We start from the raw sequence: 24,886 nt of genomic DNA, 5'->3' as shown, positions 1-24,886 counted from the left end.
TACCGATTGATATGTATCAACGGCTGATTGCCTCACCATTGTTACCCTCGGTTTGCGAACAGGGAACTCAACGCACTGAACCGAGAGGCATATGATTATGTCACCGATGCTCTTTATCTGCCTCTTCTTCGCGGGTTTCGGAGTTTTCCTGATTGGAGCGGGTGTGATCTGGTGGGTTTCCTTACAGGCCAAAAAACTTGCCCACGAAAGCAGAGAGTAAAGCCGCGACCGCGGCTTCATTTTTGATTTCGTTCTTGGCTGTTGAATGCCGAAACGATCCTTAAGGCAAAACCGTGACACGTTATTACCTGGACGATAATGCAACCGATCTGACCGATTTGCAGAAACGGCTGGAAACGTCCGATCTGATTCCAAGCCATGAGCCTTTGCTTGATGAACTCGACGTCAAATTTGCCGCTCTTCGGACCGCAGGCATAGAGTCGCTCGCGGATCTTCGCACCGCGCTCAAGTCATCAACCTCGCTGGCATCCTTATCGACAGCATCCGGTGTCGACCCGGGTTACCTTCAGTTACTCAAGCGGACGCTTGGTGGCTTCTTCCCGAAACCAAGATCCCTGAATGAGATTGACTGGCTGGAAGGGAGTTTTGTCTCGCGTCTGAAAGAGGCGGGCCTCACAAACACCAAGGAGCTGTTCGATGCTGCGCAAGATGGTGTAGATTTGCTGGCGACCAAAGTCGACGTGGACGTCGCCGAATTGATGGAACTCGTCGCAATCTCTGATCTGTGCCGGGTTCAGTGGGTCAGCCCGAAATTCGCGAGAGCACTGCTGGCCAGCGGCCACATCAATGCCGCCTCCGTTGCCAAGGCCGATCCTGAGAGCCTGTGTGACGCGATCGTGGACGCGAACAAGTGCAGCAAATTCTACAAGGGCAAGGTGGGCTTGAGAGATGTCAGGCGACTAGTGGCGGCAGCGGCGTATGTTCCCAGGCACTGAATGACTGGTTTGATTGCGGACGCCCTGACGCATTCCTGGCTCGACTTGATCTTCGACTGTCATCGCCGCAACCAACGGTCAACGAGAGCGTTTCAAAGTTCGTCGCATATGGAGAAAGTCCTTGGAAACCAATGAACTGCATCGTGGTCGGCTTATCGACCACCTCCAGCTTGTTGTACGCGACCTGCAAGCAAGCCTTAACTTCTACACAGCCGTTCTGACGGTGTTGGACATCCCCATCGTGAGCACGGACAAGGACTATTTCTGGGCTGACGAACTCGTCGTATCCTCGGCTGAAAGCCCAACGGCTCTTGGTGTTCTAACCGGACGTCACCACCTTGCCTTCCAGGCAAAGAACCGTGCGACAGTGGATGCGTTTTATCGTGCAGCCATGGATCATGGTGGACGCGACAACGGTGCACCCAGCGAGCGCGCATATCACCCAGGCTACTATGCTGCTTTCGTGCTCGACCCCGACGGAAACAACATCGAGACGGTGTACCATGGTGAGGCACGGCGTAGCGCGCGGTCGGTTACGATCGCATTTTAGTGAGCCGACACGAACTCTTGCGGGCAGATGCCAGCTTTGTTCGCGATCTGTGAGTTTGGAACCTCCACGAGGTAGCAGACGCGGCGAATGTCCGGAATGGCGCGTTGAGATATGCAGGCGCTCATGGAAACGCCCTGGCCACAGATACTCAGATCCGACCATGAGGTCGTCTCCCATCCACGTTTCCACCGACGCTCGCCTTTTGATCTGACCAGACGCCATGACGTCGACGACTTTCATCTTCACCACGTCACAGCCTACTGTCGATTGCCACGTTAAAGAGCGCCAAGTCGCGATGGTCCTCCGAACCGCCATGCCCTTCTACAACGACAACCCGACGTTGACGGAACATTGTATCGCAGAACATAATTCGCATCCGGGTTCCGCAGCGAATATTTCTCACAACCAGCGAACGACTTTCGGCACGAGATGGAACGACAGCTATCAAGGGCCCAAACTTCAAGTCATCCATTTCAGACACTTCGCGGCGCACGCGACTGGATCAATGGTTTCGATTTTGAGTGCGTCACGCACCGCTGTGACCACTTGCACCATTCCTGCGCAGCCGAGAATGACTGCGGCGATGTCGTCGTCTTGCTCGGCCCGCAAGGCTTCTTCCTTGATCGTTCGCGCAGAGCACATCGGATCGGCTTCGAGTTCCAGAACTGGGACATTCGAAGCGCGTACCTTCGCCACAGCATGTCCGAGCCCCTGGTTTCGAATATTTGCTTCCAATACCGGGACAGACACCGCAAGCGTTGTCACAACACTGAACCGCCAACCCCGCATTGCAGCGTAGTGATAAGACGCTTGGCCAATCCCGATGACAGGGCAAGACACGCGTTGTGACGCCTCTTGGAGAGCCGTGTCGTCAAAACACCCGATGATGATCCCCTCCGCACCTTGGGCGGACGCGCGATCAACGAGATCGAGCAGATGCGGTGCGGCGGCCTCTCCATCTTCTGGCCCTTGTATCGAGGGTGATCCTTTTTCTGATGTCCAACCTTCGAACGTCAGATCGGGCGCGGCACTTTGGGCCACTGACACCATGGCCTCTGTCATGCTGGTGGTGGAGTTAGGGTTGATAATAACAATCGCCATCAAACCATGCCCTGGCCCGCATCAGACCCTTGTTGTGCGCGGCGACGGTTCAAAATCCAGACCACCAACAGGAAGGTCGCGATGACAAGCAACGAGAACACCGTCGTTAGAGTGCCAAGGGCAAAAAGCACGGGTGTTGTTACGTTCGTCGTCATCCCGAAGATTTCGAGCGGTAATGTGTTGTAGCTGCCTGAGGTCAGAAGCGTCCGCGCAAATTCGTCATAGCTCAGGGTGAAGCCGAAGAGCGCGACCCCGATGAGTGAAGGCGCGATGATGGGCAAGACCACGTGGCGGATGACTTGCCACGGGCTGGCCCCGAGGTCGCGCGCGGCTTCTTCATAGGAGCGGTCAAACCGGTTGAAGACTGCGAACATGATCAAAAGGCCGAACGGTAAGGTCCAGGTCAGTTGAGCGCCGAAACCAGAGGTCGACCAATGCACGGGCAAGCTTGACTGGGACCAGATGAGGCCGACGCCAAGGGAGATGAGGATCGACGGGATCACCAGTGATGTGATGATCAGGTAGAACAGGATCGCGGACCCGGCAAAGCGTTTGCGGAACGCCAATCCCCCCATGACTGAGACCACAACTGTGGTCACCATCACCATGAGCCCGAGGATGAAGGACCGGGAGAAGGATCCCCAAATGTCGCCCACCGCCTGTTGCTCGAAGAGGTCCCGGAACCAGTGAAGTGAGACCCCGCGCATCGGGAAAGTCAGCCCGCCACCTGCCCCTTGAAACGATAGGATGCCAATGGTCAGCGTGGGGCCGTAGAGAAAGATCAGAAACAGGACGAAGAAGGCGCTGAGAACGTAGAAGGATCTGGGGCGTGGCTCCATGCTCAAAGCTCCTTCCTGATATCGACGAACCGCAACAGGGTTCCGATGAGAAGCAGCACCGTGATCAGCAGGATCACAGCGGTGGCAGAGGCCGAGGGGTATTGCAGTAGGCCGATATCGTTCTGGATCATCCGGCCTACATTGGCCGACTGAGACCCGCTCATGAACCGCACGGTGATGAAGTCGCCCATTACCAGCGCCACGACGAAGATCGTCCCAATCATAATGCCCGGTTTGGTCAGGGGGATGGTCACGTGCCACAGCGTCTGCCAGCCGGTGGCCCCCGCATCCGCTGCAGCCTCGATCAGGGATTTGTCTATCCGCATCATCGTGTTGAAGATCGGGACCACCATGAACAGCGTGTATAGATGCACGAAGGCGAGGATCACGCTGAAATCACTGAAGAGCAGCCACTCAAGCGGCTCATCGATCACACCCATCGAGACCAGCGTTGAATTTGCGATCCCGTTGCGGCCCAGAAACGGGATCCAGGAAATCATGCGAATGATATTCGAGGTCAGGAAGGGGATCGTGCAGAGCAAGAACAGCACGATCTGCCATGTCAGGCTGCGGATATGGAAAGCAAGGTAGTAGGCGACGGTGAAGCCGATCAGCAAGGTGAAAACCCACGTCATGACCGCGTATTTGAACGTGTTCAGGAACACCCGATAGGTGACGTCAGAGGTAAGCAGAAACTGGTAATTGTCGAATTGGAATGCTGGATAGATCGACCATTCCGTCGCGCCCCAGAAGCTGACGACGATGATCATTGCAATGGGCGCGACCAGAAAGACGAGCAGCACAAGCGACAGCGGGGTCGCCAAAAGCCAACCTATGACCGAATTGTTGCGCAAACCTGCCTCTGTTGTCTTTATCGTTGCTCGGAGATGCCGGAGGGCCGCAGCTCTCCGGCAAGCATCGCCTAGGCTGCGATGAACTCGTTCCATTTGCGGACCATGTACTGGTTCTCGTCCATCACCGCGTTCCAGCAGGCCACGGCGCCCATGCGGTCGTAGAAAGACCCGCCGTCGCGCACGGCGCCGGCTTTTTCCATGACGTCACCGAATGGGTTGGCGATGTCGCCCTGGGCCGCTTTGCCCTCGAACCAGAAGCCCCATTCGTCGTTAGACATGAAGGTTTTGGAGGTTTCAGGCACAGCGGAATAGTAACCCTGACGCATCAGGAAGCCGCCAACCCAGCCGGAGAGGTACCAGTTGATGTATTCATAGGCCGCATCCAACTCCATGCCGGACAACGAGGCCGAAAGGCCAATACCACCCCCCAAGAGCGATAGCCCTCTTCCAGCGGCTGATAAACGCATGGGATGCCTTGGCTGCGCACTGCGGTGATGGCTGGCGACCACATGGATTGAATCACGACTTCGCCGGATGCCATCAGGTTCACGGATTCATCGAACGACTTCCAGAAGGCCCGGAATTGCCCGGCTTTCTTCGCTTCGGTGAAGATACCGAGTGTCATGTCGATCTCTTCTTTGGTCATGTTGCCTTTGTCAGGGTAGGTGTATTCACCCATCGACTCGACCACCATGGCCATGTCCATGATGCCGATGGAGGAAATGTCGAGGATCGAGGCCTTGCCTGCGAACTCTGGGTTCAGCAGTTCGGACCAGTTGTTGATCGGACGGCCAATCAGGTCGGGGCGGATGCCCAAGGTATCAGCGTTATAGATCGTTGGGATCAGGGTCATATAGCCTGACTCTTCGTCCACAAAGTCAGTGCCGTTGACGCCGGATGTGAAGCCAACGGTGTGCGGCGCGGTGCCCTGAGCAATCACGCTTTCCGGGGTCAGTTTCCCGTTGCGGAAGATACCCACGATCTTGTCGTAGTTGGCGATCTTGGACGTATCCATCGCCTGCAGGTTGCCTGTGGGCCAGACCTTTTTGCAGATCCAGTATTCGATGTCGGCAATGTCAAAGCTGTCAGGCTGCGTCGCCGCACGCTGGGTCACGCTGTCGGAATCCAGCGCTGTCATCTCCAGCGTAAAGCCCAGGTCTTCCTTGACCTTTTTGGCCACCTCATTCAGGTTCGACACCCCGGTGCCAAACTGACGCAAGGTGATGTTTTTCGTCTCTTGTCCCCATACCATTGGAGCCGGAAGCGCGGCGGCCGCCACCGCCGCGCCACCCGACTTCAAAAGCGAGCGACGCGAATAGCGTACTTTTGAAATTGTCGTCATGTCAGTTTCCCTGTTTTAGGTTTCGTTAACTTGCCAAGGCGTGTGCGGCCTCGGCTTCCCAGTCGAGGCCAATGGCCTCTCCCAAATCCTTCGGGTCACCGAAGAAATCCTTGTCTGAGAGAAGTGCAGTGACCTCTTGTTCGCCTCGAACGACGGCGGTCAGTGCGACATGCGTGCCCTGGTATTCGATATTGGTGATTGTGCCGGGCAGTTTGGCGGTATCCGCAGATGTGACCTGCAAAGCATCAGATCGAATGGCCACCATGCCGTCAGGCATGGACACAACATTGTGCGAGCCTAGGAATCGGGCGACAAACGCCGACTTGGGGGCTTCAAAGACAGACCGTGTTTTGCCAGCCTGTTCAATCTTTGCGTCGTTCATCACGACAATCTCGTCGGCAAGCGCCAAGGCTTCATCCTGGCCGTGGGTCACGTGAACAAAGGTGATCCCAAGTTCGCGCTGGAGTTTTTTCAATTCGGCCCGCATGCGAATACGTAAGAATGGATCAAGGGCCGATAGCGGCTCATCCAGCAGCAGTACATCTGGCTTCGTGATCAGCGCGCGTGCGAGAGCCGCGCGTTGTTGCTGCCCACCAGACAATTGTGCGGGAAGGCGGTCTGCCAAAGCAGTCATATCGACCAGTTCCAGCATCTCTTTCGCCCCGGCATGTCGCGCCGCGGTCTCGACGCCTTGCATGCGTAGGCTGAAGGCGACGTTGTCCAATACGCTGAGATGCGGGAACAGCGCGTAGTTTTGAAACATCATCGCAGTGCCGCGTTTGGCGGGTGGCAAGTGCGAAATGTCTCGCCCGCCGAGGGTGATTGACCCATCCGAGACGTTTTCGTGACCTGCGATCATCCGCAAGGTCGAGGATTTCCCGCAACCGGACGGCCCCAAAAGACAAGCATATGTGCCTGCGTTGAAGTGGTAACTGATCGCGTCAACGGCAACAGTCGCCCCATAGCGTTTTGTCAGGCTGATTAGTTCAAGGTCCAGCTTCTGGCTCATCGTACCCCCAAGGTCGTGAGACCACGCTGGCCGATGAAATTTGGTTCGACCAAGTTGAATCAGACCTTTGCCAAGCTCAGAAATGGCGAGTTGCCCGAAATCGACCAATTGGTGCGAGCATTGTGCAAAATTCAGGCAAAAATTGTATACAATCCGGATTCGTTTTGTGTGAGGTCTTGAGCACCCTCTGCCCGCTGTGCAGGTTGCGACAAGGGGGTGCTGAATGCCGCTTTTAACTGAGCCCAAGCCCGCAACCGTTGAGGAAATCGTTGGTCAATTGACTGAGGCCGTTCACGAACACCGCCTGCAACCCGGTGCGAAGCTGCGTGAAGATGAGGTCTGCGAGATATTTGGTGTCAGCCGTACCATTGTGCGGCAGGCCTTGCGCTCGATGGAATTCGAGGGCCTGCTCACAATTGAAAAGAACAGGGGCGCCTTTGTGTCGAAACCCACGCTGAAAGAAGCGCGAGAGGTCTTTCAAGCGCGTGCATTAATTGAACCAAGTACGGCGCGTGCCGCAGCGGATCGCGCCAATGCCGAAGATATCGTACTGCTTGAGCACCATGTCGAACAGGAGCACGCGGCGCTCGACCGTGGCGAGGCAGGGCTCGCGTTGAAGCTGTCTGGCGACTTTCATCTCGAGATCGCGCGCATGGCTGATCAGCAGACCATCGAACAATTCTTGCGACAGTTGGTGTCCCGCTCGTCTCTGGTCATTGCCTTGTATTGGCGGCGTCGGAATGCGCTTTGCGAAAGCAATGCGCACCACGCCCTTGTAGATGCTTTGCGCAAGGGTGACGGTGATAATGCCGAAGAGCTAATGAAGGGGCATTTGCTCGATATCTTCTCGCAACTTGATCTGCGCGAGCGTGAAGCAGCCACAACCTCGTTAAAGGACGCACTCCGGCGATGATTGAGTATCGCACAGCAACACTGCCAGAGTTGAAGCTGATCCTGGATTGGGCCGGGGATGAAGGCTGGAACCCCGGTCTGGATGATGCGGAGGCCTTTTTCGCAGCGGACCGGGATGGGTTTTTTGTGGCTGTTGACCGGGACGATACTCCGATTGCTGCAATCTCGGTCGTCAATCATACGCCCGATTTTGCATTTCTCGGTCTTTACATCGTACGTCCAGCCTATCGCGGGCGCGGCATCGGGTTTGGCCTTTGGGCGCATGCGATGCAGCATGCACAGCACCGGACGGTCGGACTGGACGGGGTAGAGGCACAGCAACAGAATTACCGCGCATCGGGATTTGTACATGCAGGCGGCACCACACGTTTTACAGGTCATTTACCTGGGCAGCACGATCCGGACATTCGCCGCATACGCTCTGATGACATCCCGGCCTTGATCCAGATGGAGGCCGAGGCCTCGGGCGTGGCAAAACCCACCTACCTGCAGGCATGGTTTTCCGGTGCCTCGACCCGAACCACTATTGTCCTTGAGGATAAAGGCGTTATCGGCGGCTTTTGCACGGTGCGTTCCTGCAGGTCGGGGGCAAAGATCGGTCCTTTGGTCGCCGCAGATACCGAGATGGGGTACAGGTTGATTGCGCACGCAGCGACAACGTTTGATGGGCCTGTGACCTTGGACGTTCCTGAGACATCAGCAGGCTTGGCTGACCTTTGCGAACGTTTCGGGTTGGAGGCCGGTTTCAAAACAGCGCGTATGTATCGCGGGTCTTCTCCAGCCAGGAACCACCCAACTTACGCGGTTACAAGCCTTGAGCTTGGCTGAGGCGTAACAAACCAGACATTGGAAAGCTGACCAGTCTTGGCGGTTTTCGTCCCGCACGACCATCTTGCCGCCTCGCTGTGCTTTTGAGAATGCGGTGATTGTCGGCTATGCAGGCTGCAAGTGCAGCATTCGATTAGACAGCCGAGTGACCACTTGGGGCCGTCCTCATCTGAGCGCTACGGGCTTCGCGGTCTGATGCTGCACATGCACAGAACCAGATGCCGCCTGGCAGCAAGAAATGCGGCCATTCGCGACGTTCGCAGCGAAGTTCACAGGGGCAATTTACAGGTCGCGGACTTTGCTGCCGTTGGACCAATGGCCGCAATGATGTGCGCTTCAGACCTTCGCTTTCCGACGCAACGAAGACGGCGACCGTCCATAGAGCGTCTTAAACACATCATTGAAGCGCCGGACGCTCTGGAAGCCCGCTGCAAATGCGATCTCTGAAAGAGCCAAGTCACCGGCGTCAATCATACGTTTTGCCCGCTGCACTCTGACGGTTGCTGCAAACTGCGATGGGCTGGCTCCCGCATGTTTGGTGAACAGACGCGATAGATGCCGGGAGCCGATTCCGAGAGATGCCGCCAGCTCGTCCACAGTTCGAGCGTCCAGAAAGCCATCTTCAATGAGCCGCATGGCACGGCCCACCGTTGTCGCGGTGCCTCTCCACGCAGGGCTGCCGGGTGCTGTTTCGGGGCGACAACGCAAGCAGGACCGAAATCCTGCGCGCTCTGCTGCCGCTGCGGTTGGATAGAAGGTGACATTGGCGGACTTCGCCGGACGCACCGGACAGACGGGGCGGCAATAGATTTTTGTTGACCTGACACCGGAGAAGAACAGCCCATCAAAAGATGGGTCGCGCGCCAGCCGTGCTTTGTCACATGTTTCAGGATCGGGAAACCGGGGTGAGAGGTCTTTCATATCCGATCTTCACCCAAACCCGTGATCTTGGTCTAGCTGGAATCGGACTCCATCGGGCGATGGCGTCCGATTCCAGCCAGCGGGTTTCGTCAGCACGAGCGATACGTTGGGAAATTCAAAGGTTTCTCATGTCTCAACCACGCCACAACATCTTTTTTGAATTTGCCCTTCTTGTTCTCTTGTCCTTTCTATGGGGCGCGTCATTCACCCTAGTTGAGGTCGCCATCGACACGATCCCGCCTGTGACCATCGTCTTTGGCAGGCTCGTCATAGGCGCCGCTTTGCTTGTGTTTTTCGCCGTTTGGAGTGGAGTTACTTTTCCGCGATCACTTTCACGATGGGGTGCGCTGCTCATTCAGGGAATTTTGCAAAGCGCACTTCCCTTCACGCTTATTAGCTGGGGCCAAAAGCATATCGACAGCGGCCTCGCGGGCTTGCTGAACACCACACCTCCACTGTTCGTCTTCCTGATCGGGTTCTTTCTGCTGAGAGATCGCAGCGCGGGCTTTCGACACATTACCGGCATTCTGTTGGGCTTTGCAGGCGTTATTGTGATCATGGGTCCGGCGGCTTTGGCGGGTGAAGGCAATTCGGTTCTGGGCCAGCTGGCCGTCACGGGTGCCAGTTTTAGCTACGCTGTCGCCGCCATCTACGCGAAACGGTTCTCGGATCAGCCGCCGGTTCTGACCGCCGCATGTTCTATGGCTTTCGCAGCGCTTCTGATGGGCCCGGTGTCTTTCTGGGCCAATGATCCCTTCAGACTTGCACCTACCGCCCCCGCAATCGCAGCGGTCGTTGCTATGGGCGTGTTTTCAACGGCTATCGCCATGACAATCTACTTCCGCTTGGTACGCACACTCGGACCACTGGGCGTCACGGCGGGCAGCTATATGCGGGCCGGCTTCAGCGTCGTTCTGGGCGTCGTTTTACTTGGCGAAGACCTCTCACCGACGCTGACCCTCGGCCTTGTGATGATCTTCGTAGGCGTCGCAATTGTGACAGGTCAGTTGAAGATTCCGATCCGGAAATCCACGGCTCCATAGGAGAAAAGCCATGTATTCTCACCTGTTATGGATGTTGAGACTGTCTTGTTCCGTTGGGCGGGTAGAAAGTGAAAACCTACACAAAACGACCAAGGCCTATAAAGTCATCACGACTGAGGACTTCGGCTATTGACTATCGCGGACAGAACCGATGGCGGATTTCCCGCGTCACCTATCGTTTGATGGGTTCTCAGTGAGAATTCGCTGCGTACCGCTCGAATGACCGGTTTCGAAGCATGGTGAGTTCCCCAATGAGGCTTGGCTGAAAACGCGCGAGGATTTCCCACCCTGGCTCAGGAGATTTGGGCAAGCCAAACGCCCTGAGCTGCTCGGGTGCCTTCGTCGGTCACTACAACCATCAGCGCTATCATGAGAGCTTGCGTAGCCTGACACCCGCCGACGTCTGCACAGGCCGCGGCCACGCAATACTGCTCGAACGCGAAGGACAAAAGGAAAACTATGAGACTGAGGCGCTTGCAGCACGCAAAATCAGCGGCTCAGCTGAAACTAGATGAGCGATGACTCATCAAAGTCAAACTGCCAACAGTCTCAATGTGCTTGATGACGGACAGGCAAGAAAGGTTGACCCGCCCATTCAAATCGGGCCGGTAGCGCAGCACATAGAGAAACCAGAATCGTGTAATCGACTATTCTGACCCGTACGCACTCAGCTCACACTCCATACGAGCTCAGATAGCCGTTTCGCCACATGATCGACTTATGGTGTATTTTTTCCCGCATAGAATTCACATGATTCTGGCTTCAAAACCACAGAGCAGCCATGCTTTCGAAGCTGAAGATTTCCTTTATTTTCAATGTGTCAAGAAATATATAGGCGCGTTGGTGAAATTGTTGGGAGTGACTTTTGATCAGCTTCATACTACCTTAACGGGAGTAACTATTGATTTTCCGTTTTGTTCACAAATTGCAGGTCTTTCAGAAGATGTATTCCCTGCCACCTAAATTCGATCGCTTTTCCGAAATGAGTGGTGGTGCATTGGTGTCCTCCTCCCATCTTACGCTTTCAACGTCGCGATCAAGCAGCTACGCAATAGGCTATGGCCAAGGCATATTTCATCAACGCGACGCCCCTCTCCATGACGGTCAACCTGAACGCAGCCCCGACAAACAATCCATTGGCCGGCTTCGAAATCGTCACAAAACGTCAAATGCCTGTAGTGAAATACAATTCATGGCCAGCCACGATTGCAGCCTATGCCGGGCGCAACATCTTTGGCGGAGAAAAACAGATCAATGCAATCACCGTGTTCATGGAATCACACACCGCTCCACTGGTGTTCAACGTACAATCAAGGGTGTCGATCGTGCTGGATTTGTATTTCTACATTCGAGACGGCGCGATCACCGGCGCGGACATGACCGGCGACAGTTCGGGCATTACCATCGTTCCATGGAACCAGGATTTGACGCGCAAGATGCGCATCCAATCGCTGAATGCATTCAGCTCCGACCAGTGGCGCACGTAACGGGCACACACTGCACGGCCAGAAAGGCGTCCCCCCCGAACTGCATTGATGCTGCCACGACAGGAGGGAGCAGATGGCTTCGAACCTGCGCACAATAAATTGGCAAGCGGACAAGATGACGTCCACGTTGAACACCAAGGCCTTGGCACCGCTCGCGCACAGCCAGGCCAAGTATAACTACATCCCGAATTCCCTGACGGTCCGTCGCGAACCGGCAAGCGAGCCTGCGCCCGGGGTCTGGGGGCGGCACAACACGTTGGTTGTGCAGTCCGAAGGAAGTTCGGGATCGCAATTGTACAACGACCTTACCGATCCGGCGGACGCAGCACCGAACATCGAAATGCTGTTATGGATATTCCCCGATTATGTGGTGTTTTCGCAGCTCGAAATACAACTGGGTCAAAAGATTTACCCGTCCTGAAGGAACCACTCACGCAGATCAGATTTTTTTCAACCAGGAGGAAGTCCAGAAATGGCAAAAGCGTATTTTATCAATGCAAGCCCCACTGATGTGAAGGTGACACTGAACACAGGTGCACAGAACCCGTTGGCAGCGGTTTCGGTGAATACCGACGGGACAGCGGTTTCAGGCCCCGCATGGGCGGCAAAAATCGAGGCCCGTCCCAGCCCAAACGTGTTTGGCGGGGATACACACGACAACGAGGTTTTGTTCGTGTCCGAGCAAAAAGCAAAGACCCGTCGCTACACCATTACATCCAAGGTCTCGACCGTGCTGGATCTGTATTTCTTCATGTTCGAGGACACGATCGTCGGTGAAGACGCCACCGGCGACAGTTCGGGCATCACGATCACCTTGGTCGACAAGCGAGACGGCTAACCTGTCAAGGCGGCGCTGCCGCCGCCTGACATGATCTACAATCATAAGATGTCCGACCGGCCGGTTTTCCGGTCGGGCGTTATCCCTATACCGCGCACACTTCTGGGGGGTGTTGAGCTATGGCGAACGCATATTTCCTGAATGGCTCGATCAGCGATATCGAACTGGTTCTGAACCAGGGCGGGAAACGCTCGATCAAGGGGTTGGACCTGCAGAACGCGCAACTGGATATGACCACCGAATACGGGTGGTCCGCAACCCCGGCGGCGGATGTTCTGGGCACCGGGTCCAACGAGTTGGTGGTCAATATCAAAAACGGCCCGACGATCAAATATGAAATCTATGTCGGCCACGAAGTCAAAACGGTTCTGGATGTCCAGATCATTGTTTTCGACAACGCTCTTCAGCCACGCAACACGGTGACAACGGACGGGTTTGAGATCAGCGTAATCCTGTTCGACGAGGAAAAAACGGTCGCGATGGCCGCGATGGAGGAGCACGAACCGGACGCTGCGCTGTTCACAACCCGCACGGCCCCAGCAGTTGTTCCGCATGAAAGTGGCGATGACATCAGTTTCGCGCGGGCCGCGGCCGATGACACAGCGACCTTGTATGTTGCCAGCAACAACGGGTCCGGCGGCGGCAATATCGCGTTGACCTATTACTATCTGTTCGAAGGCCAAAGCACGACGGATACGCTGACCTTACCCGAAAGCTATGACAGGACGGGTGCCTATGTCTTTTCTGACGAAGACGTTGACCCCAATGATCTGCTGGCCGAGTTGAACGGCGTTCTGACCAAGGAACCCACCACGTTTTCCCGCATCGCCTGGCGTCACGATGCAAACACTTATGACATTGTCGCGTCGTCGACCGCTTATGCAGTGCCGACAAACGCGACGTTGCAAATCGGGACATGGCAGCTGGACTTGCGGCGTAACACGCGCATTTCGCTCGATATCGATGCACCGGCCATCAAGTTCGACAAGGCATCAGGCGAAGAAAGCATTCAGGTGCAGATCGTCGAAAACGACTTACCCCAGCCTGTCGGCACACGTCCAACGCAAGTGGTGCTGCCCTTATCCGGCAATCACCGCGGCACGCTGACCTTTGCCTGGGATTGGAGTCATTACGAGTTGGGCCAGCAATACGCGGGTTTGCAGCGCGTGTTCTATGGCCCTGACGCGACAGGCGCTGACGCGGCGCAATACCCACTGTTCACGCCTGCATCTGATCCGGGGCCGATCAGAGTCAAAGATTTGTTTTTCAACGTTTATCTGCAACCGCTTTCACCACTGAACGACCTGCGCACACGCATGGCCCTTGATCTGGGCGAACCCAATGCGCTGACCTCGCAATATTTGTCCAGCACGACCAATGCGCCTGTTTCGATCTCTCCAGCGGCCCCCAAGACCCAAGATCTGACCGGCGGCTTCGCCTTTGCCAAGAACACCGGGACAGAAGAAAGCGACCGGTACCTTTGCCCGGTAGGTGAGTTCGAAGTAGCCCCCGGGGATGGTCTGACAGCAGAAGAACGCGTCCAGATCCGCAGCGGGCTGGCAGGAACCGAGTATGTTTTGGTCGAACCCGGTGACCGGTTGTTGTTTGAATCGGGCAAACCAGCCTTTGCCAAATCCTACGATCCGCAGGATGGCACGCCCACCACGTTGGACGGCGCGTTGACCACAAGCTGGATACGCGTACTCAAGCAATCCGCAGTCGAAGCTGCTGACGACGTCGAAGTGGTCAACACCAGCTATTGTGCGCAGGCGTCATCGTCGACTTACTTCGGACGTGAGTTGGACGCAGCCAAGGCGCGATACGAGTTTCCGATTGCGGTGGGGGCAAGCCTGCTGCAATTCGAACAGGCCAACGAAGACGTGGCCTTTCCCATGCTGCCCTATGGCGGGGTGTTCTACTCTGACGATGACGAAGGGATTGTGAACCCCAACGCAGACCTGTCCGCCGAAGAGCTTTCGGCGATTGAACGACAGGTGGTCTCGCCGGATCGGCGGGACACCTTGCAACCCTATTTCAGCGTCGATTACGGTCCGATCTTTTTTGATACGTCCACCAACCTGGCCTTTGACGGCGGCTTTGCGCGCACGCCATTGGGCCTGTTGGTGGAGCTGAACCCCGTCAACGGTGGCACGCCGCCCGCGGGAACAATAAAGAACCTGATCCTTGCACGCAGCCCGCAGAACCCGGACCAGTTCCTGCAACTGACCTCGAACGAGGGCAGCAATGGCGTGGTCAACCCGACCTTTTCAAACACTGTGCTGAACGACAGCCTTTTCATGGTGGCGACAGATCAGAGCGCGTTCGAACCGTTTCCCGACAAGAACATCAAGCTCGGGGATTTCACCTTTGATGTCCAAATGGGCAATGCCGACAATCAGGCTGTTGCGATCTTCAAGTTTGTGCCTGGTGTCTCGGCACGCGCCCTGATCGAGGATGACAACACCTGGACCACGTTGATCGCAGATGGTGCGACGAAATCAGATGTTCAGACCCGGCTGCTGACTTATTTGAAGGCAGCCGACGAAGGAGGCGACCTGTTCGCGGCCTTCCGCCAGACGATTGATGACCCCAATTGGAACGGCATCCTGATTTTCAACTGCCCGCTCAATTATGACGAGCTGCCGCTGGACATTCAGATCCTGCTGGGCGGGATCAAAGGGCAGCTGTTGGCGCATCACTTTGGCATCACGATCAACCGGGTCGAGGACAAGGACAGCGCCGCGTCGGTCGAACACAGCTCGCTGTTTTCGGTCATCAACTACGACGCCTCGAAGCTTAATCCGCCTTACACCATCCCCGCCTCGCCGCCGACCGAGTTCCCGGATTTCCGGGTGTTGCTGTTGAACGTGCAATACGCCAACAGCAAATTGGCGGTGTTCGACTCTCAGATTGCGTTCAGCATCAAGGAGTTGTTCGGGAGCAGCGTAACCCTGCAACCGGGGCCATCGCTGGATTATCCGGAATATGGCACCATTGTCATCGACGGCGTTTATACCTTGTTCGAGGATGGCACCGGATCGCTGTTGTTCTCGACCCAGGACGAGCGCAGTTTCGTCTATGACGACACGGGCGACAAATTCACCGCACTTGTGGCCCAATCGATAACCGAGGCGACTCTGGTCCCGGTCACACGGCGTGATGGGACCGGTGATTGCGAAGTGATCGCCGCGTCCGCCTTCCGGATCAGCGGACTGCTGGCATTCAAGGACGGGATCGCGGGCGATCTGTTCTCGTATGGCGAGGTTGCCGACAACGTTCCGACCAAAGGTTTGGCGATCACTGGTTACAGCTTTGACATGACGACCTGCATCAAGGCCGACAACACCGCCGATTTGATTGACGGAATCCCAACCAACCTGACCGGCGTCAAGGTTGACCAAATGCTCAGCGAGGCGCGGGATTACAGTTTCGAGCGCACGTTCCCCGGTATCATCGAGGCCGTTTTGCCATCCCCCGACGGACTGACCCCATCCGAAATTGGAGAGTGGCAGGTCAAGACGGGCAGCGGGACCAACACTGGCGCCCCGCGCTACAGCCTTCAATTCGAAGTGCCGCTGGGCACGTTCGGCATGTTGGCATCGTTCAAAACTGACCTGACCGCGACACTGTTGATCGGCTGGGACCCGGACGCCACGGACCCGGAAAAGCAGGTGGGCGTGATCCTGCGCCTGCCGCCAGAAATTTCTGGGCCCAAAGGGTTCATGTTCGAAGGCGTCATTGCTTCGGACTTTGAATACGTGCAACTCGACCGGTTCGAGTTTGGCGAGACGACTTATGTTTCAATGCTGCGGTTCATGCATTTTCAGTCGATGTTGCTGAATTTCTTCCTTAGCTATGGGGTTGGGCCCAAGGATCTTGGCATTTTTGGCGCGCCCGGCGATCCTGGCGGTCGCAACTCACTGTTCTGGATTGGTAAATCCACCGACACAGACTGGAACGGGCCAACGATCAGCGTGACGCTGGTGGATGTGCCGCAGGGGTATCTGGGCCGGTCGTTCGAGATCAAGACCGACCCGACCAATCCAAACGTGATCACCGACGTATTCAATCAGTTGAATCTGATGACCGACAAGACGGTCGAACAGGTGGCGCGTCTGATCTTTGCCAATCTCGATCTCTACAATTCGGACGCAGGCATCGCCTTTGCGCTTCAGTTCAAATACCAAAGCCTCAAACTGACAACGGTCCTGATCGATTCCAGCTTTTATGGATTGCAGATCAACATCACCCCGCCGGAAAAGAAAGAGCCTGACGGTGGCGGCGGCAAAAACGGCAACGGCAAGGGGCTGGTTGCCAGCGACGGCAACGCCGTGATGGCCGACGATGACAAGGACGGTGACGACAAGGACGAAGGTGGATTCCTAGGCAAGGTCAAAGGCTTTACCTTTACCATCATCTACCGAAAAGTGAGCGATGAAGTCGGTGTTTATTCCGCCGATATTTATCTGGATCTGGGCACCATCCCGCTGGGTCCCGTGATGCTGTCGCTTCCGAATTTCAGCATTTCGATCTGGACCAATGGCGATTGGCGGTTTGCCATCGGCTGGCCTTTCACCGGGACAACGGCACATCCGATCACGGTCCAGTTCCAGGCAGGCCCGTTGCCCCTGATCGTCAAGGCCGGGTTCTACCTGGGCAAACTCAGCAGCGCCGCCGCGCCTGACCAGTTCGGGACCGAATTCAATCTGATCTGGACCTTTGGTTTGGGGATTGCAGGAGGCGTCGGCAAGGAGTTCGAAAAAGGCCCGCTGAAGGCCGGAGCGAGCCTGATGCTGGGCTGCACAATCGAAGGGTTCCTTGCCTCGTTCGATGGCAAGATGACACAGACCGGTGTCGACTACTGGTGGTGGGGTGTCAGCCTGTCGCTGACCGGCAACGTGTTCGGCAAGGTCGATTTCAAGATCATCGCGGTGGACGTGTCGCTGACCATTTCATTGACCGTCGCATTCGCGATTGAGACCGCGCATTCGTCGCCATTGAAATTGACAGCCGAAGTGGTTGCCAAGGCGTCGATCAAGATCGTGTTCGTCAAGATATCGTTCTCGTTTACCGCCAAGCTGGACCTGATCGACACGGTGATCGGCAGCGGGTCTGCGGTTGCGAAACTCAGTGGACCAACGCCCACGGCCGTGAATTCTGGCCGACCGCTCGAGGCGGATATCCTCCTGGAGGCCATGGCAAGGCCAGCCAGCGCCCCATGGGCGCGGTCGTCCCACGGCATCCACACGCGGCTTGTCGAAGACAAGACCCCGATCACTGTGGGCTTTGTCCTGCAACCGACAGCCATTGCGACCGGGGATTCGACAGAAAACTGGGCGCCACAGGGCGTCGCCACTCTGGTCCTGGAATCCGGTACTCTGGGCAGTCCGTTTGGCGTTCTTGCGTCGGAATTGTCCAGCTGGCTGGTGCACAATTACAGCGGATCCGCGACCACGTTCCAGGAACAGTTGGCAGCAACCGAAGCAGCGTTGCAAAACGGTGAATTCGACCGCGAAGCCATTCTGAAGGCGCTGTCCGATACGTTCATCTTCAACATCGGGAAGACCACATTCACGGCTGACACCGCCGTTGTGTCGATGGCCATGCCCGACAGCCTTGGCCTCGAGTACAATGGCGGCAAGGTGATGAACGCCTCGCTGCGCAGCGCCATCGCCAGTTTCGGCCACCTGCGCTTGCCGTCGAACTACACCGACATTGTCGCGGCGTATTTTGGCGGTGGTGACAGTCTGCAAGCCGCTGAGATGGTGGAGGAATCGACTGCCGCGCTGGTATTCGACGAATATTTCAACCTGCTGGGTCAGCAGGTCATTGAATTGCTGATCGAGACCGGTGCGCCAGATCTCGACACCGCGTTGAGCGAAATCAGCATTGACGATCTGGGCGGCTTTGTGTCGCGTTTCCTGATGGGCGGTGTGCGTCTGCCTGATCCCAATGACACCAGCAAGCTGGAGGCGCTGTATGTCCTGACGGGGCAGCAATTCGCGCTGGTCAAAGCGGATGATGCGTGGGTGTTGGGGGCAAAGTTGACCACCACCGCCGACACGCCCGAGTGGATCAAGGTCGCGGATGATGCCACATCCAGCCTTGATCCATCCATGGTGCACAACACGGGCCCGGCCACGCCGCCGTGGACCGTGGGACCATTGCGCGCACTGGTCGAAAAACCGCTGATTTTCCCGATGAACAACATCAACAGCTGGTCCGACGGGGATGACGACTACATCATCAACACATTGTCCGAGGATGTTGTGCAAGCGGTGCGGGATTGGCGCAAGGACACGGGCGCAACCACAGGTCCGTGGCTGGTCAACCAGCTGTTTGGTGGTGAATCAGATGCCGATCAGCAGACTGACCTTTCAAGTGGCGGCACGCCCTGGGAGGCGGACAGCGCCCTGGTCCTGCCGATCCGATTGGCCTCGATCCCCGATCCGGATGCGGTTGAGCCGGGCGCAATCCTGACCGACACGTTCTCGTTGTTGGGTACGGACGAAGCCAACCGCGCGATGTTGCAGGCCCTGCTGGACGAGATTGACGCAGGCAACGAGTCGGTGAACTCTATCGACTTGTTGGTGAGCGAAAGCCGGGGCAACTGGGCGTCTTCCAAGACACCCCGCGTATTGGTGCGCACCGATCTGTCGACCGTCAGCACACCTGCGGGGGTGGCCGCCGCCAACGCGGTGGCCGAAGCCAATGCGGGCACGGATGCCGAACCGACCCCCAGCCTAAACTGGGCGAAACCAGGTGAAGGTGGTGTGCAACTTGCCCGGTTCCTGCGCCTGACATGGGAAGTGTCCGTCGTGCATTCGTCGGGTTTCTACCTGCAAGTCGAAGGGCTTGATCTGAACATATTCCAGAACGGTCCGGCTGATCTGGCGTTGGTGGTGCAATTCGGCACCAAAGGGTCGATCACACGTGCAGCACCCTACCAAAACGCGTTGATCGGATCGGCGCCCGACAAGGGCAAGGCGATCTTCAGCACGTTGGCCGAAGACTCGGACGGCACTCCAGTCCAGGGATATGCTGCTGCCTATGCTGGCGGTTCAGTCGGGTGGTCGATCACTTGGGACAACGCACCAGACGAGGCAGATGCAGGCAGCGGTGACTTTCTGCAGGGGCTGTACCAGATGGTCAGCTACCGCATCGAAAAGATCAATGGCACTGATCAGCCCAATGAGAACTGGAGCCGTCCGATCAATGCCAATGACGAAAGCGGTGCCGGTGCCGACGCCGTCACGTGGATCTATTCCAAGGCGTTCGAAACGGCGACGCCGGTGGGAAGCGACAACCGCTATGGCGCGATCAACGATACGTTCACAGTGCGCATCTCGATCGAGGACGTGTTCGGAAATTCGGTCCCTGCATCGCTGATGGCCACCACGGATCTGAAGGTCGTTTACAACGACGATCTGATGGGGTTGGCCGATTGGTCGGGCACGCAGGTGTATTACGCGGTCGAAGACAAGGGTGGCGTACAGTTGGAACTGCGCATGTCGTTCGATCCGTCGACGATCCAGGATGCCGAAGGCAAGGTGAATGCAGATCAATTGCAGGTCACAACCGACCAATATGCCAAGATCTACGAACAATTGACCGATCAGCCAAACACCAGCGCTGCGGTGGATACCGGCGGTACGCTGGCGGATGCACCTTTGGGCGTGCTGACGTCAGGAGGCAGCGTGATCTCGGGCCTCGTGGGTTACATAACGCCTCTGCTGGACTGGCTACGGGCAGGCGGTATCGGTGAGGCACCTGCGGCCATTACGTTGGCCATGCCGCTCGACAAATCACAGCCTGCAAACTGGGCGGGTGACTTGCAGGAGCTGGTGGTCAGCCTGGTGCTTCAACGGGCCGATGTGCCTGATGACATTGCCGACAAAGCACCTGAGGTCCGCATGGTCACCTCTCCGATGCAGCCGGTGGAGGACACGGGCGAAAAGAACGATCCCTCGGGCCTGACGACGTTCGCCGACAAGTTCGAGACGGCGTATTATCCGTTCGATGACAAGGTTGGCGTGGTCAAGGTTGCCACGGGACAGAACAGCGATATCACCAGCCAACGCTTTGGCCGCCGCAGCATTTGGTTGCAGCGCTGGGGCAAGGGCGTGGGCACAGAGGTCGAGATCGTCAAAGGCGAAGATGGCAAACCCGAGCCGATCTTCTATGCACCGCCCCCCTCAGCCGTCAGCTGATCACGCGGGACGTGCCGGACCTGAAGGATTACGGCAATCCCAGCGGCTCGGACAAAGGCTATGATCTGGTCAATCGCATTTTCAACAGTACGGATATGGACCAATGGGGCGCACTGTTCCTGACCACGGTCGAAACGATCTTTAGCCCGATCATGGCCCCGGCGGTTGCGGATCATTCCAGCATCGAGGACGAACTGTACGATCCCTTTGTCGAGAACAAGGAAACGTTGGCCGGGTCGATTTCGGACAAGATCACCTATGTCTACGACGAACCGGACGGCACGGGTGATCCGAAGTCTGCCAAAGAGACGTGGCGGCAGGCCTTGCTGCGCACGTTGGCCAATGACTATGGCTTCTCGACGCTGACGCAGCTGGAGGCGATTGTGAACCTCAACGGTCCGATCGAACCCAGCGGGGACCCTTCGTTGCCGCCACAACTCTATGGTGCCATGCAGGTCCCCGGACAGGGTGACCCCGACAAGCTGCCCTATTCGCTGACGCCATCGACCCTACCGCTGGTGCAAACCACAGACGACCAAAAGAACTGGCTGAACTTCCTGGTTTCGGCCAGTGACCCAGAGGCACAGCGCGCTTTCAATCTGGATCTGAACTATGAGGTCAACCAGTTGGAGCATCAGCGCGATGGTCAGGCATCGGATCGTGGATATGTCCCGTCCAGCTGGCTGACCTTTGTCCTGCAACAGAACCCCGGCGATCTGCCGCAGGAACAGGACAACACGCTGACACAGCCGATTGGAGAAACACGGATTCCGATCCCGTTGCGCAGCTATCCGCCCTTGCCCAAACTGCTGTCGACCAAGGCGCAGGCCAAAACGACGGTCAGCACCATTCAGGATGCGCTGGTCTGGAGCTACGAGTTGCAGGTCGAACGCTCGGCCGCCGATCAGGACACCCTGAACCTGTCGCTGACGTTCAACCAGCTGCAAACGAACATGGGTCCCACATCGGTCTCTACCGGGGCCTTGTTGGCCATCGACGACGGGCGCGACCCGCCCAAGGATTTGTTCGATGCGCTGGCGCGGTTTGTCTTTGAATATCCACAGCTCGAACCCAAAATCGAACAACTGCCCGCCGATGGTGGCGCAGAGTCGATCAATGCGCTCAAGGATTTCAGCGCGATCATCGCAGGCGTTGCGGCAACATGGAGCAGCTGGCAACCGCCGGAGCCACCGCGCGGTGGGCTGGACCGGGTCACGGCAGATGACGACACCGAAGTCTGGCACTTTAATATCCAGAATGTCGAAAACAGTACGGATTTACAGGTGAAAGGCACTTGGTCACGCTCAAGCGGCACGCCGCCATGGCCAACGATCACTGGTTACACGTTCAAATCAGCCAGCGGTGATACAGCGATCTATTCGCCCGACAACGGCAAGTCGGAACGTGTTCTGACGCTGACATGGGAGAACCTTTACGTCCTTGACTACCAGAATGTGCTGCCAAGCGCGTTCACCGAGCGGAACCGAAACCTCGCCATCCCACCCCAGCAGACCAACCCCGACTTTGTCTATCGCACTGAAACGGTCGCGTGGCCCACGCCTATCGTGCCTCTGATTGGTGCACCAGACCAGATAGACCTCGAGTCAAAGGTGACGCTGGCAGAAGCCATTGAGGCGATGTTGATCGACCTGACCACCCCGCCGAAGGATTCGGTTCAGAACGGCACCAACCCACCGTTGGAAACTGAAAGCTCGATTTCCTACCGGTATGAGGTCATGGCGAATAAGGGCAACAGCGCCTATAGCGTGCTACCGGTCTTCCTGGTCGCAGGTAAAGTTGATCCGGGTGATGAAAGGACGCTGGCTGCTCAGATCGCGTCAAATCTGGCCAATTGGCAAGCGACCACGAGCGCACAATCCCCCGACAGCAGTCTAAAGTTCCTGCTGACGGTATTTGCGACCACGATTGTCACCGACAATGACCGGCTGCCGCTGGTGCAGTTCCAGGAGCTGGTGATCCCTGTGCCGAAGGATAGTTCAGGTTGGTGGTGATCCCACCAACCTGAGGGCTGCGCCTGGGTAGGTCCAGTATGTCTACCTGTGTAACCCCGTCAGGGCCTTTGAGACAGACTGGATTGTTTTTGCTAAGCGAGAGTTGTGAGCTCATCATGATCCTTGAGAGGATACGAGATGAGATCAAGTACTGGGCCGAATGGATAGCTGACAAACTTGTAAAAAAGATCAAGCGCAAGACGCGGTAGAAATTTTCTGCCGAAGAGAAGATCCGAATTGTTCTAGGGTCATGAATCATAGCCAATAGATGACGATTGCAGCGAGGGCGATTGCCGAGAGGAACACCTTTGGGCAGCGATCATACCGCGTTGCGGCGCGCCGCCAGTCCTTGAACCTGCCGAACATGATCTCGGTGCGGTTACGCCGTTTGTCGTATTTGACGCCTATACTGGTCGCTGTCCCGACCACCATCTGAGTACGCCGGGGCAGACAGCACGATGCTGCGTTTGCTCTGAAATGATTTACTCAAACAACATGTCCCAATAGTCGCAACAAAACTGAGAACATCGCGATGTCCAAGCCTAGAAGTACGGGAACAATAGCGCCTGATGATCTGTCGAAAACCTTGGAAATATGTGCGAGATCACCTCTATCGAAAGCGATTGGACGAAAAAAATGGCGTACAGATGCTTGGTCCGAAGTCATTGAGTTTTTTGGGGAAACGAGGGCAGATCTTATCCTAGAGACCCACAAGAAAATGACGAGCACGTTCTTCTGATAAAGCCAACACATACCGCCGGCGCGAACTTGATGCATGACGCCAAGACTGTTCGAAACGACTTTCTTGCAGCATATCCATCAGTTCCCAACCAGCTGGTTCAGAGTTTGGTGGATGAATACGTCTGGCTAAATCGATAGAGTATCGATTGTACTCGCAACAACGACTGTCCGCTATTCGTCTCGCACATTGGAATTGGAACCGTCGGCGGCAGCTCCGTCCCGCACAGCCACCAATCGCCGAGTGTCAAAACATCGCTGACGAAAAAACCGGAGTTAGTACAAATCCCAATCGTCCGCCTGTCGCAACTCGCCCATGGCCATCCACGCCAGCCGCACGCGTGCAATGCGCGTGTCGCCCCAGGTGCGGAACACGAGGTCAAACCCATCTTTTGTGATGGTTTCGGCCATGGCATCGGCGCGCAAGGCGGAGGCGGTATCAACGTCCCACATGGAAATCGACACATGAACAGACGGCTCTGTCCGGAACGGTTCGGAAAAGCTCACTCTACGGCGGCGTTCGCGTTGCCCACGGCCAGTCCACATCTCGCCCCCGTCCTCGAAATCGGAGAACAGGACGGTGTCGCCTTGGTCGATGCCTATCAGGTGGTTGCGCAGTCGTTTCATCAGATCGTTCTTATTGGGCTTTGGTTTCGTACCACGTCAGACCGGTAATTTAAGGCCCCAAAATCGAAAAAAGGCCCCGCGATATGCGAGGCCTTTCACACATCTCTTGAAAGAGTGTTACAGGCTGGGCTGCTTGGTGCTCAGCCCGATCTCGGACCCCATGGCTGCCATGTCGGCCAGCAGCTTGGCCGCGTCGTCCACGGGGCCAGTGTCGCCCTGTGCCGCATCCTTGGCGCGGTTGTAGACATCCTGTACCTCGTCGAACATCGCGTCCAACTGGTCCTGCGTCATATCACCCTTCGCAACCGCACGTTCCGCCAGAACGGACACGCCCTGCGTGCCGATCTCGGCAAAGCCACCGGTCACAACGTATTCATGGGTGTCGTTGCCCGCCTCGACCTTGAGCACGCCGGGGCGCAGGGTCGTGATCGTGGGGGCATGGTCGGCCATCACGGTCATATCGCCATCGGCACCGGGGATCTGTACGGCTGTCGCGTCCATGGATGCGAGGCTGCGCTCGGGCGATACCAAATCAAATTGCATCATCTTCTCCTTCAATGGGCGGTGGGGTTAAACCCCACCTTACGCCCGGAGTTCGTTCGGAGATGTAGGGCGGGGT

17 protein-coding genes and 5 pseudogenes are annotated in these 24,886 nt (G+C 56.7%); 11 read left to right on the top strand and 11 right to left on the bottom strand.

The genetic code is table 11. The annotated features are described in order from the left end of the window. Positions 1 to 293 precede the first annotated feature (293 nt). Positions 294 to 956, top strand: a complete 663-nt coding sequence (locus ACZ1HN_RS09435) for a DUF4332 domain-containing protein (RefSeq protein ID WP_472727303.1) — start codon at positions 294 to 296, stop codon at positions 954 to 956. Positions 957 to 1,077: 121 nt separating this feature from the next. Next, entirely contained in the window at positions 1,078 to 1,506 is a 429-nt protein-coding gene (locus ACZ1HN_RS09430; protein ID WP_472727302.1) for a VOC family protein, read from the top strand. A 99-nt stretch (positions 1,507 to 1,605) separates the two neighbouring features. Here ACZ1HN_RS09430 and ACZ1HN_RS09425 read toward each other — a convergent pair. The 6 genes and pseudogenes from ACZ1HN_RS09425 to ACZ1HN_RS09400 all read right to left on the bottom strand — a co-directional run. Beyond that, a pseudogene (locus ACZ1HN_RS09425) lies at positions 1,606 to 1,873 on the bottom strand (hypothetical protein); the annotation flags it as partial. A gap of 92 nt (positions 1,874 to 1,965) precedes the next feature. Next, positions 1,966 to 2,607, bottom strand: coding sequence for an aspartate/glutamate racemase family protein (locus tag ACZ1HN_RS09420; RefSeq protein ID WP_472727301.1), 642 nt, complete (start codon positions 2,605 to 2,607; stop codon positions 1,966 to 1,968). Continuing rightward, complete coding sequence (locus ACZ1HN_RS09415) at positions 2,607 to 3,446, bottom strand: ABC transporter permease (RefSeq protein ID WP_299705587.1); 840 nt, start codon at positions 3,444 to 3,446, stop codon at positions 2,607 to 2,609. The genes ACZ1HN_RS09420 and ACZ1HN_RS09415 overlap by 1 nt, the downstream gene beginning before the upstream one ends. Positions 3,447 to 3,448: 2 nt before the next feature. Then, entirely contained in the window at positions 3,449 to 4,216 is a 768-nt protein-coding gene (locus ACZ1HN_RS09410) for an ABC transporter permease (protein WP_472729301.1), read from the bottom strand. A 152-nt stretch (positions 4,217 to 4,368) separates the two neighbouring features. Continuing rightward, positions 4,369 to 5,633, bottom strand: a pseudogene (locus tag ACZ1HN_RS09405) (ABC transporter substrate-binding protein). 34 nt (positions 5,634 to 5,667) lie between these two features. Beyond that, positions 5,668 to 6,651, bottom strand: coding sequence for an ABC transporter ATP-binding protein (locus ACZ1HN_RS09400; protein WP_472727300.1), 984 nt, complete (start codon positions 6,649 to 6,651; stop codon positions 5,668 to 5,670). 223 nt (positions 6,652 to 6,874) lie between these two features. Here ACZ1HN_RS09400 and ACZ1HN_RS09395 point away from each other — a divergent pair, with 223 nt between their 5' ends. Then, a complete protein-coding gene (locus ACZ1HN_RS09395; RefSeq protein WP_472727299.1) occupies positions 6,875 to 7,564 on the top strand; it encodes a GntR family transcriptional regulator in 690 nt (229 codons plus the stop codon). Next, complete coding sequence (locus ACZ1HN_RS09390; RefSeq protein WP_472727298.1) at positions 7,561 to 8,391, top strand: GNAT family N-acetyltransferase; 831 nt, start codon at positions 7,561 to 7,563, stop codon at positions 8,389 to 8,391. Before ACZ1HN_RS09395 ends, ACZ1HN_RS09390 begins: the two co-directional genes overlap by 4 nt. 336 nt (positions 8,392 to 8,727) lie before the next feature. Here the strand turns inward: ACZ1HN_RS09390 and ACZ1HN_RS09385 are convergent, their stop codons facing one another. Together ACZ1HN_RS09385 and ACZ1HN_RS09380 are read right to left on the bottom strand one after the other, a co-directional pair. Continuing rightward, entirely contained in the window at positions 8,728 to 9,027 is a 300-nt protein-coding gene (locus ACZ1HN_RS09385) for a helix-turn-helix domain-containing protein (RefSeq protein WP_472729300.1), read from the bottom strand. 66 nt (positions 9,028 to 9,093) lie between these two features. After that, positions 9,094 to 9,312, bottom strand: a pseudogene (locus tag ACZ1HN_RS09380) (Ada metal-binding domain-containing protein); the annotation flags it as partial. Positions 9,313 to 9,440: 128 nt separating this feature from the next. Between ACZ1HN_RS09380 and ACZ1HN_RS09375 the strand changes: the two are divergent. The 7 genes and pseudogenes from ACZ1HN_RS09375 to ACZ1HN_RS09345 all read left to right on the top strand — a co-directional run bounded on the left by ACZ1HN_RS09375 (position 9,441) and on the right by ACZ1HN_RS09345 (position 22,902). Continuing rightward, complete coding sequence (locus ACZ1HN_RS09375) at positions 9,441 to 10,355, top strand: DMT family transporter (protein WP_472727297.1); 915 nt, start codon at positions 9,441 to 9,443, stop codon at positions 10,353 to 10,355. Between the two features lie 335 nt (positions 10,356 to 10,690). Continuing rightward, a pseudogene (locus tag ACZ1HN_RS09370) lies at positions 10,691 to 10,877 on the top strand (hypothetical protein); the annotation flags it as partial. 536 nt (positions 10,878 to 11,413) lie between these two features. Further along, positions 11,414 to 11,842, top strand: coding sequence for a hypothetical protein (locus ACZ1HN_RS09365; protein ID WP_472727296.1), 429 nt, complete (start codon positions 11,414 to 11,416; stop codon positions 11,840 to 11,842). Positions 11,843 to 11,915: 73 nt separating this feature from the next. Next, positions 11,916 to 12,263, top strand: coding sequence for a hypothetical protein (locus ACZ1HN_RS09360; RefSeq protein ID WP_472727295.1), 348 nt, complete (start codon positions 11,916 to 11,918; stop codon positions 12,261 to 12,263). A 51-nt stretch (positions 12,264 to 12,314) separates the two neighbouring features. Then, positions 12,315 to 12,680 (top strand): hypothetical protein, encoded by a 366-nt coding sequence (locus tag ACZ1HN_RS09355; RefSeq protein ID WP_299772807.1) that lies wholly within the window; start codon positions 12,315 to 12,317, stop codon positions 12,678 to 12,680. A 119-nt stretch (positions 12,681 to 12,799) separates the two neighbouring features. Beyond that, the gene (locus tag ACZ1HN_RS09350) at positions 12,800 to 20,890 is read left to right on the top strand and encodes a hypothetical protein (protein WP_472727294.1); all 8,091 of its coding nucleotides are present in this window, start codon (positions 12,800 to 12,802) and stop codon (positions 20,888 to 20,890) included. Positions 20,891 to 20,901: 11 nt separating this feature from the next. Further along, positions 20,902 to 22,902, top strand: coding sequence for a hypothetical protein (locus tag ACZ1HN_RS09345; protein WP_472727293.1), 2,001 nt, complete (start codon positions 20,902 to 20,904; stop codon positions 22,900 to 22,902). Positions 22,903 to 23,157: 255 nt separating this feature from the next. Here ACZ1HN_RS09345 and ACZ1HN_RS09340 read toward each other — a convergent pair. The 3 genes and pseudogenes from ACZ1HN_RS09340 to ACZ1HN_RS09330 all read right to left on the bottom strand — a co-directional run. Continuing rightward, positions 23,158 to 23,304, bottom strand: a pseudogene (locus ACZ1HN_RS09340) (transposase); the annotation flags it as partial. 612 nt (positions 23,305 to 23,916) lie between these two features. Beyond that, entirely contained in the window at positions 23,917 to 24,267 is a 351-nt protein-coding gene (locus ACZ1HN_RS09335; RefSeq protein WP_299205032.1) for an H-type lectin domain-containing protein, read from the bottom strand. A gap of 117 nt (positions 24,268 to 24,384) precedes the next feature. After that, the gene (locus ACZ1HN_RS09330; RefSeq protein WP_472727292.1) at positions 24,385 to 24,813 is read right to left on the bottom strand and encodes a F0F1 ATP synthase subunit epsilon; all 429 of its coding nucleotides are present in this window, start codon (positions 24,811 to 24,813) and stop codon (positions 24,385 to 24,387) included. Positions 24,814 to 24,886: the final 73 nt, after the last annotated feature.

This window comes from Tateyamaria sp. GN1-10, assembly GCF_055693845.1.
The sequence above is the reverse complement of the archived record's forward strand: the minus strand, read 5'-3'. Positions and strand labels throughout refer to the sequence as shown.

Excerpts from the sequence above, each read along its gene's own strand:
- ACZ1HN_RS09420 (WP_472727301.1), bottom strand. The coding sequence starts at position 2,607 with ATGGCGATTGTTATTATCAACCCTAACTCCACCACCAGCATGACAGAG.
- ACZ1HN_RS09355 (WP_299772807.1), top strand. The coding sequence starts at position 12,315 with ATGGCAAAAGCGTATTTTATCAATGCAAGCCCCACTGATGTGAAGGTG.
- ACZ1HN_RS09390 (WP_472727298.1), top strand. The coding sequence starts at position 7,561 with ATGATTGAGTATCGCACAGCAACACTGCCAGAGTTGAAGCTGATCCTG.
- ACZ1HN_RS09415 (WP_299705587.1), bottom strand. The coding sequence starts at position 3,446 with ATGGAGCCACGCCCCAGATCCTTCTACGTTCTCAGCGCCTTCTTCGTC.
- ACZ1HN_RS09385 (WP_472729300.1), bottom strand. The coding sequence starts at position 9,027 with ATGCGGCTCATTGAAGATGGCTTTCTGGACGCTCGAACTGTGGACGAG.
- ACZ1HN_RS09365 (WP_472727296.1), top strand. The coding sequence starts at position 11,414 with ATGGCCAAGGCATATTTCATCAACGCGACGCCCCTCTCCATGACGGTC.
- ACZ1HN_RS09375 (WP_472727297.1), top strand. The coding sequence starts at position 9,441 with ATGTCTCAACCACGCCACAACATCTTTTTTGAATTTGCCCTTCTTGTT.
- ACZ1HN_RS09360 (WP_472727295.1), top strand. The coding sequence starts at position 11,916 with ATGGCTTCGAACCTGCGCACAATAAATTGGCAAGCGGACAAGATGACG.
- ACZ1HN_RS09350 (WP_472727294.1), top strand. The coding sequence starts at position 12,800 with ATGGCGAACGCATATTTCCTGAATGGCTCGATCAGCGATATCGAACTG.
- ACZ1HN_RS09395 (WP_472727299.1), top strand. The coding sequence starts at position 6,875 with ATGCCGCTTTTAACTGAGCCCAAGCCCGCAACCGTTGAGGAAATCGTT.
- ACZ1HN_RS09410 (WP_472729301.1), bottom strand. The coding sequence starts at position 4,216 with ATGATCATCGTCGTCAGCTTCTGGGGCGCGACGGAATGGTCGATCTAT.
- ACZ1HN_RS09330 (WP_472727292.1), bottom strand. The coding sequence starts at position 24,813 with ATGATGCAATTTGATTTGGTATCGCCCGAGCGCAGCCTCGCATCCATG.
- ACZ1HN_RS09335 (WP_299205032.1), bottom strand. The coding sequence starts at position 24,267 with ATGAAACGACTGCGCAACCACCTGATAGGCATCGACCAAGGCGACACC.
- ACZ1HN_RS09400 (WP_472727300.1), bottom strand. The coding sequence starts at position 6,651 with ATGAGCCAGAAGCTGGACCTTGAACTAATCAGCCTGACAAAACGCTAT.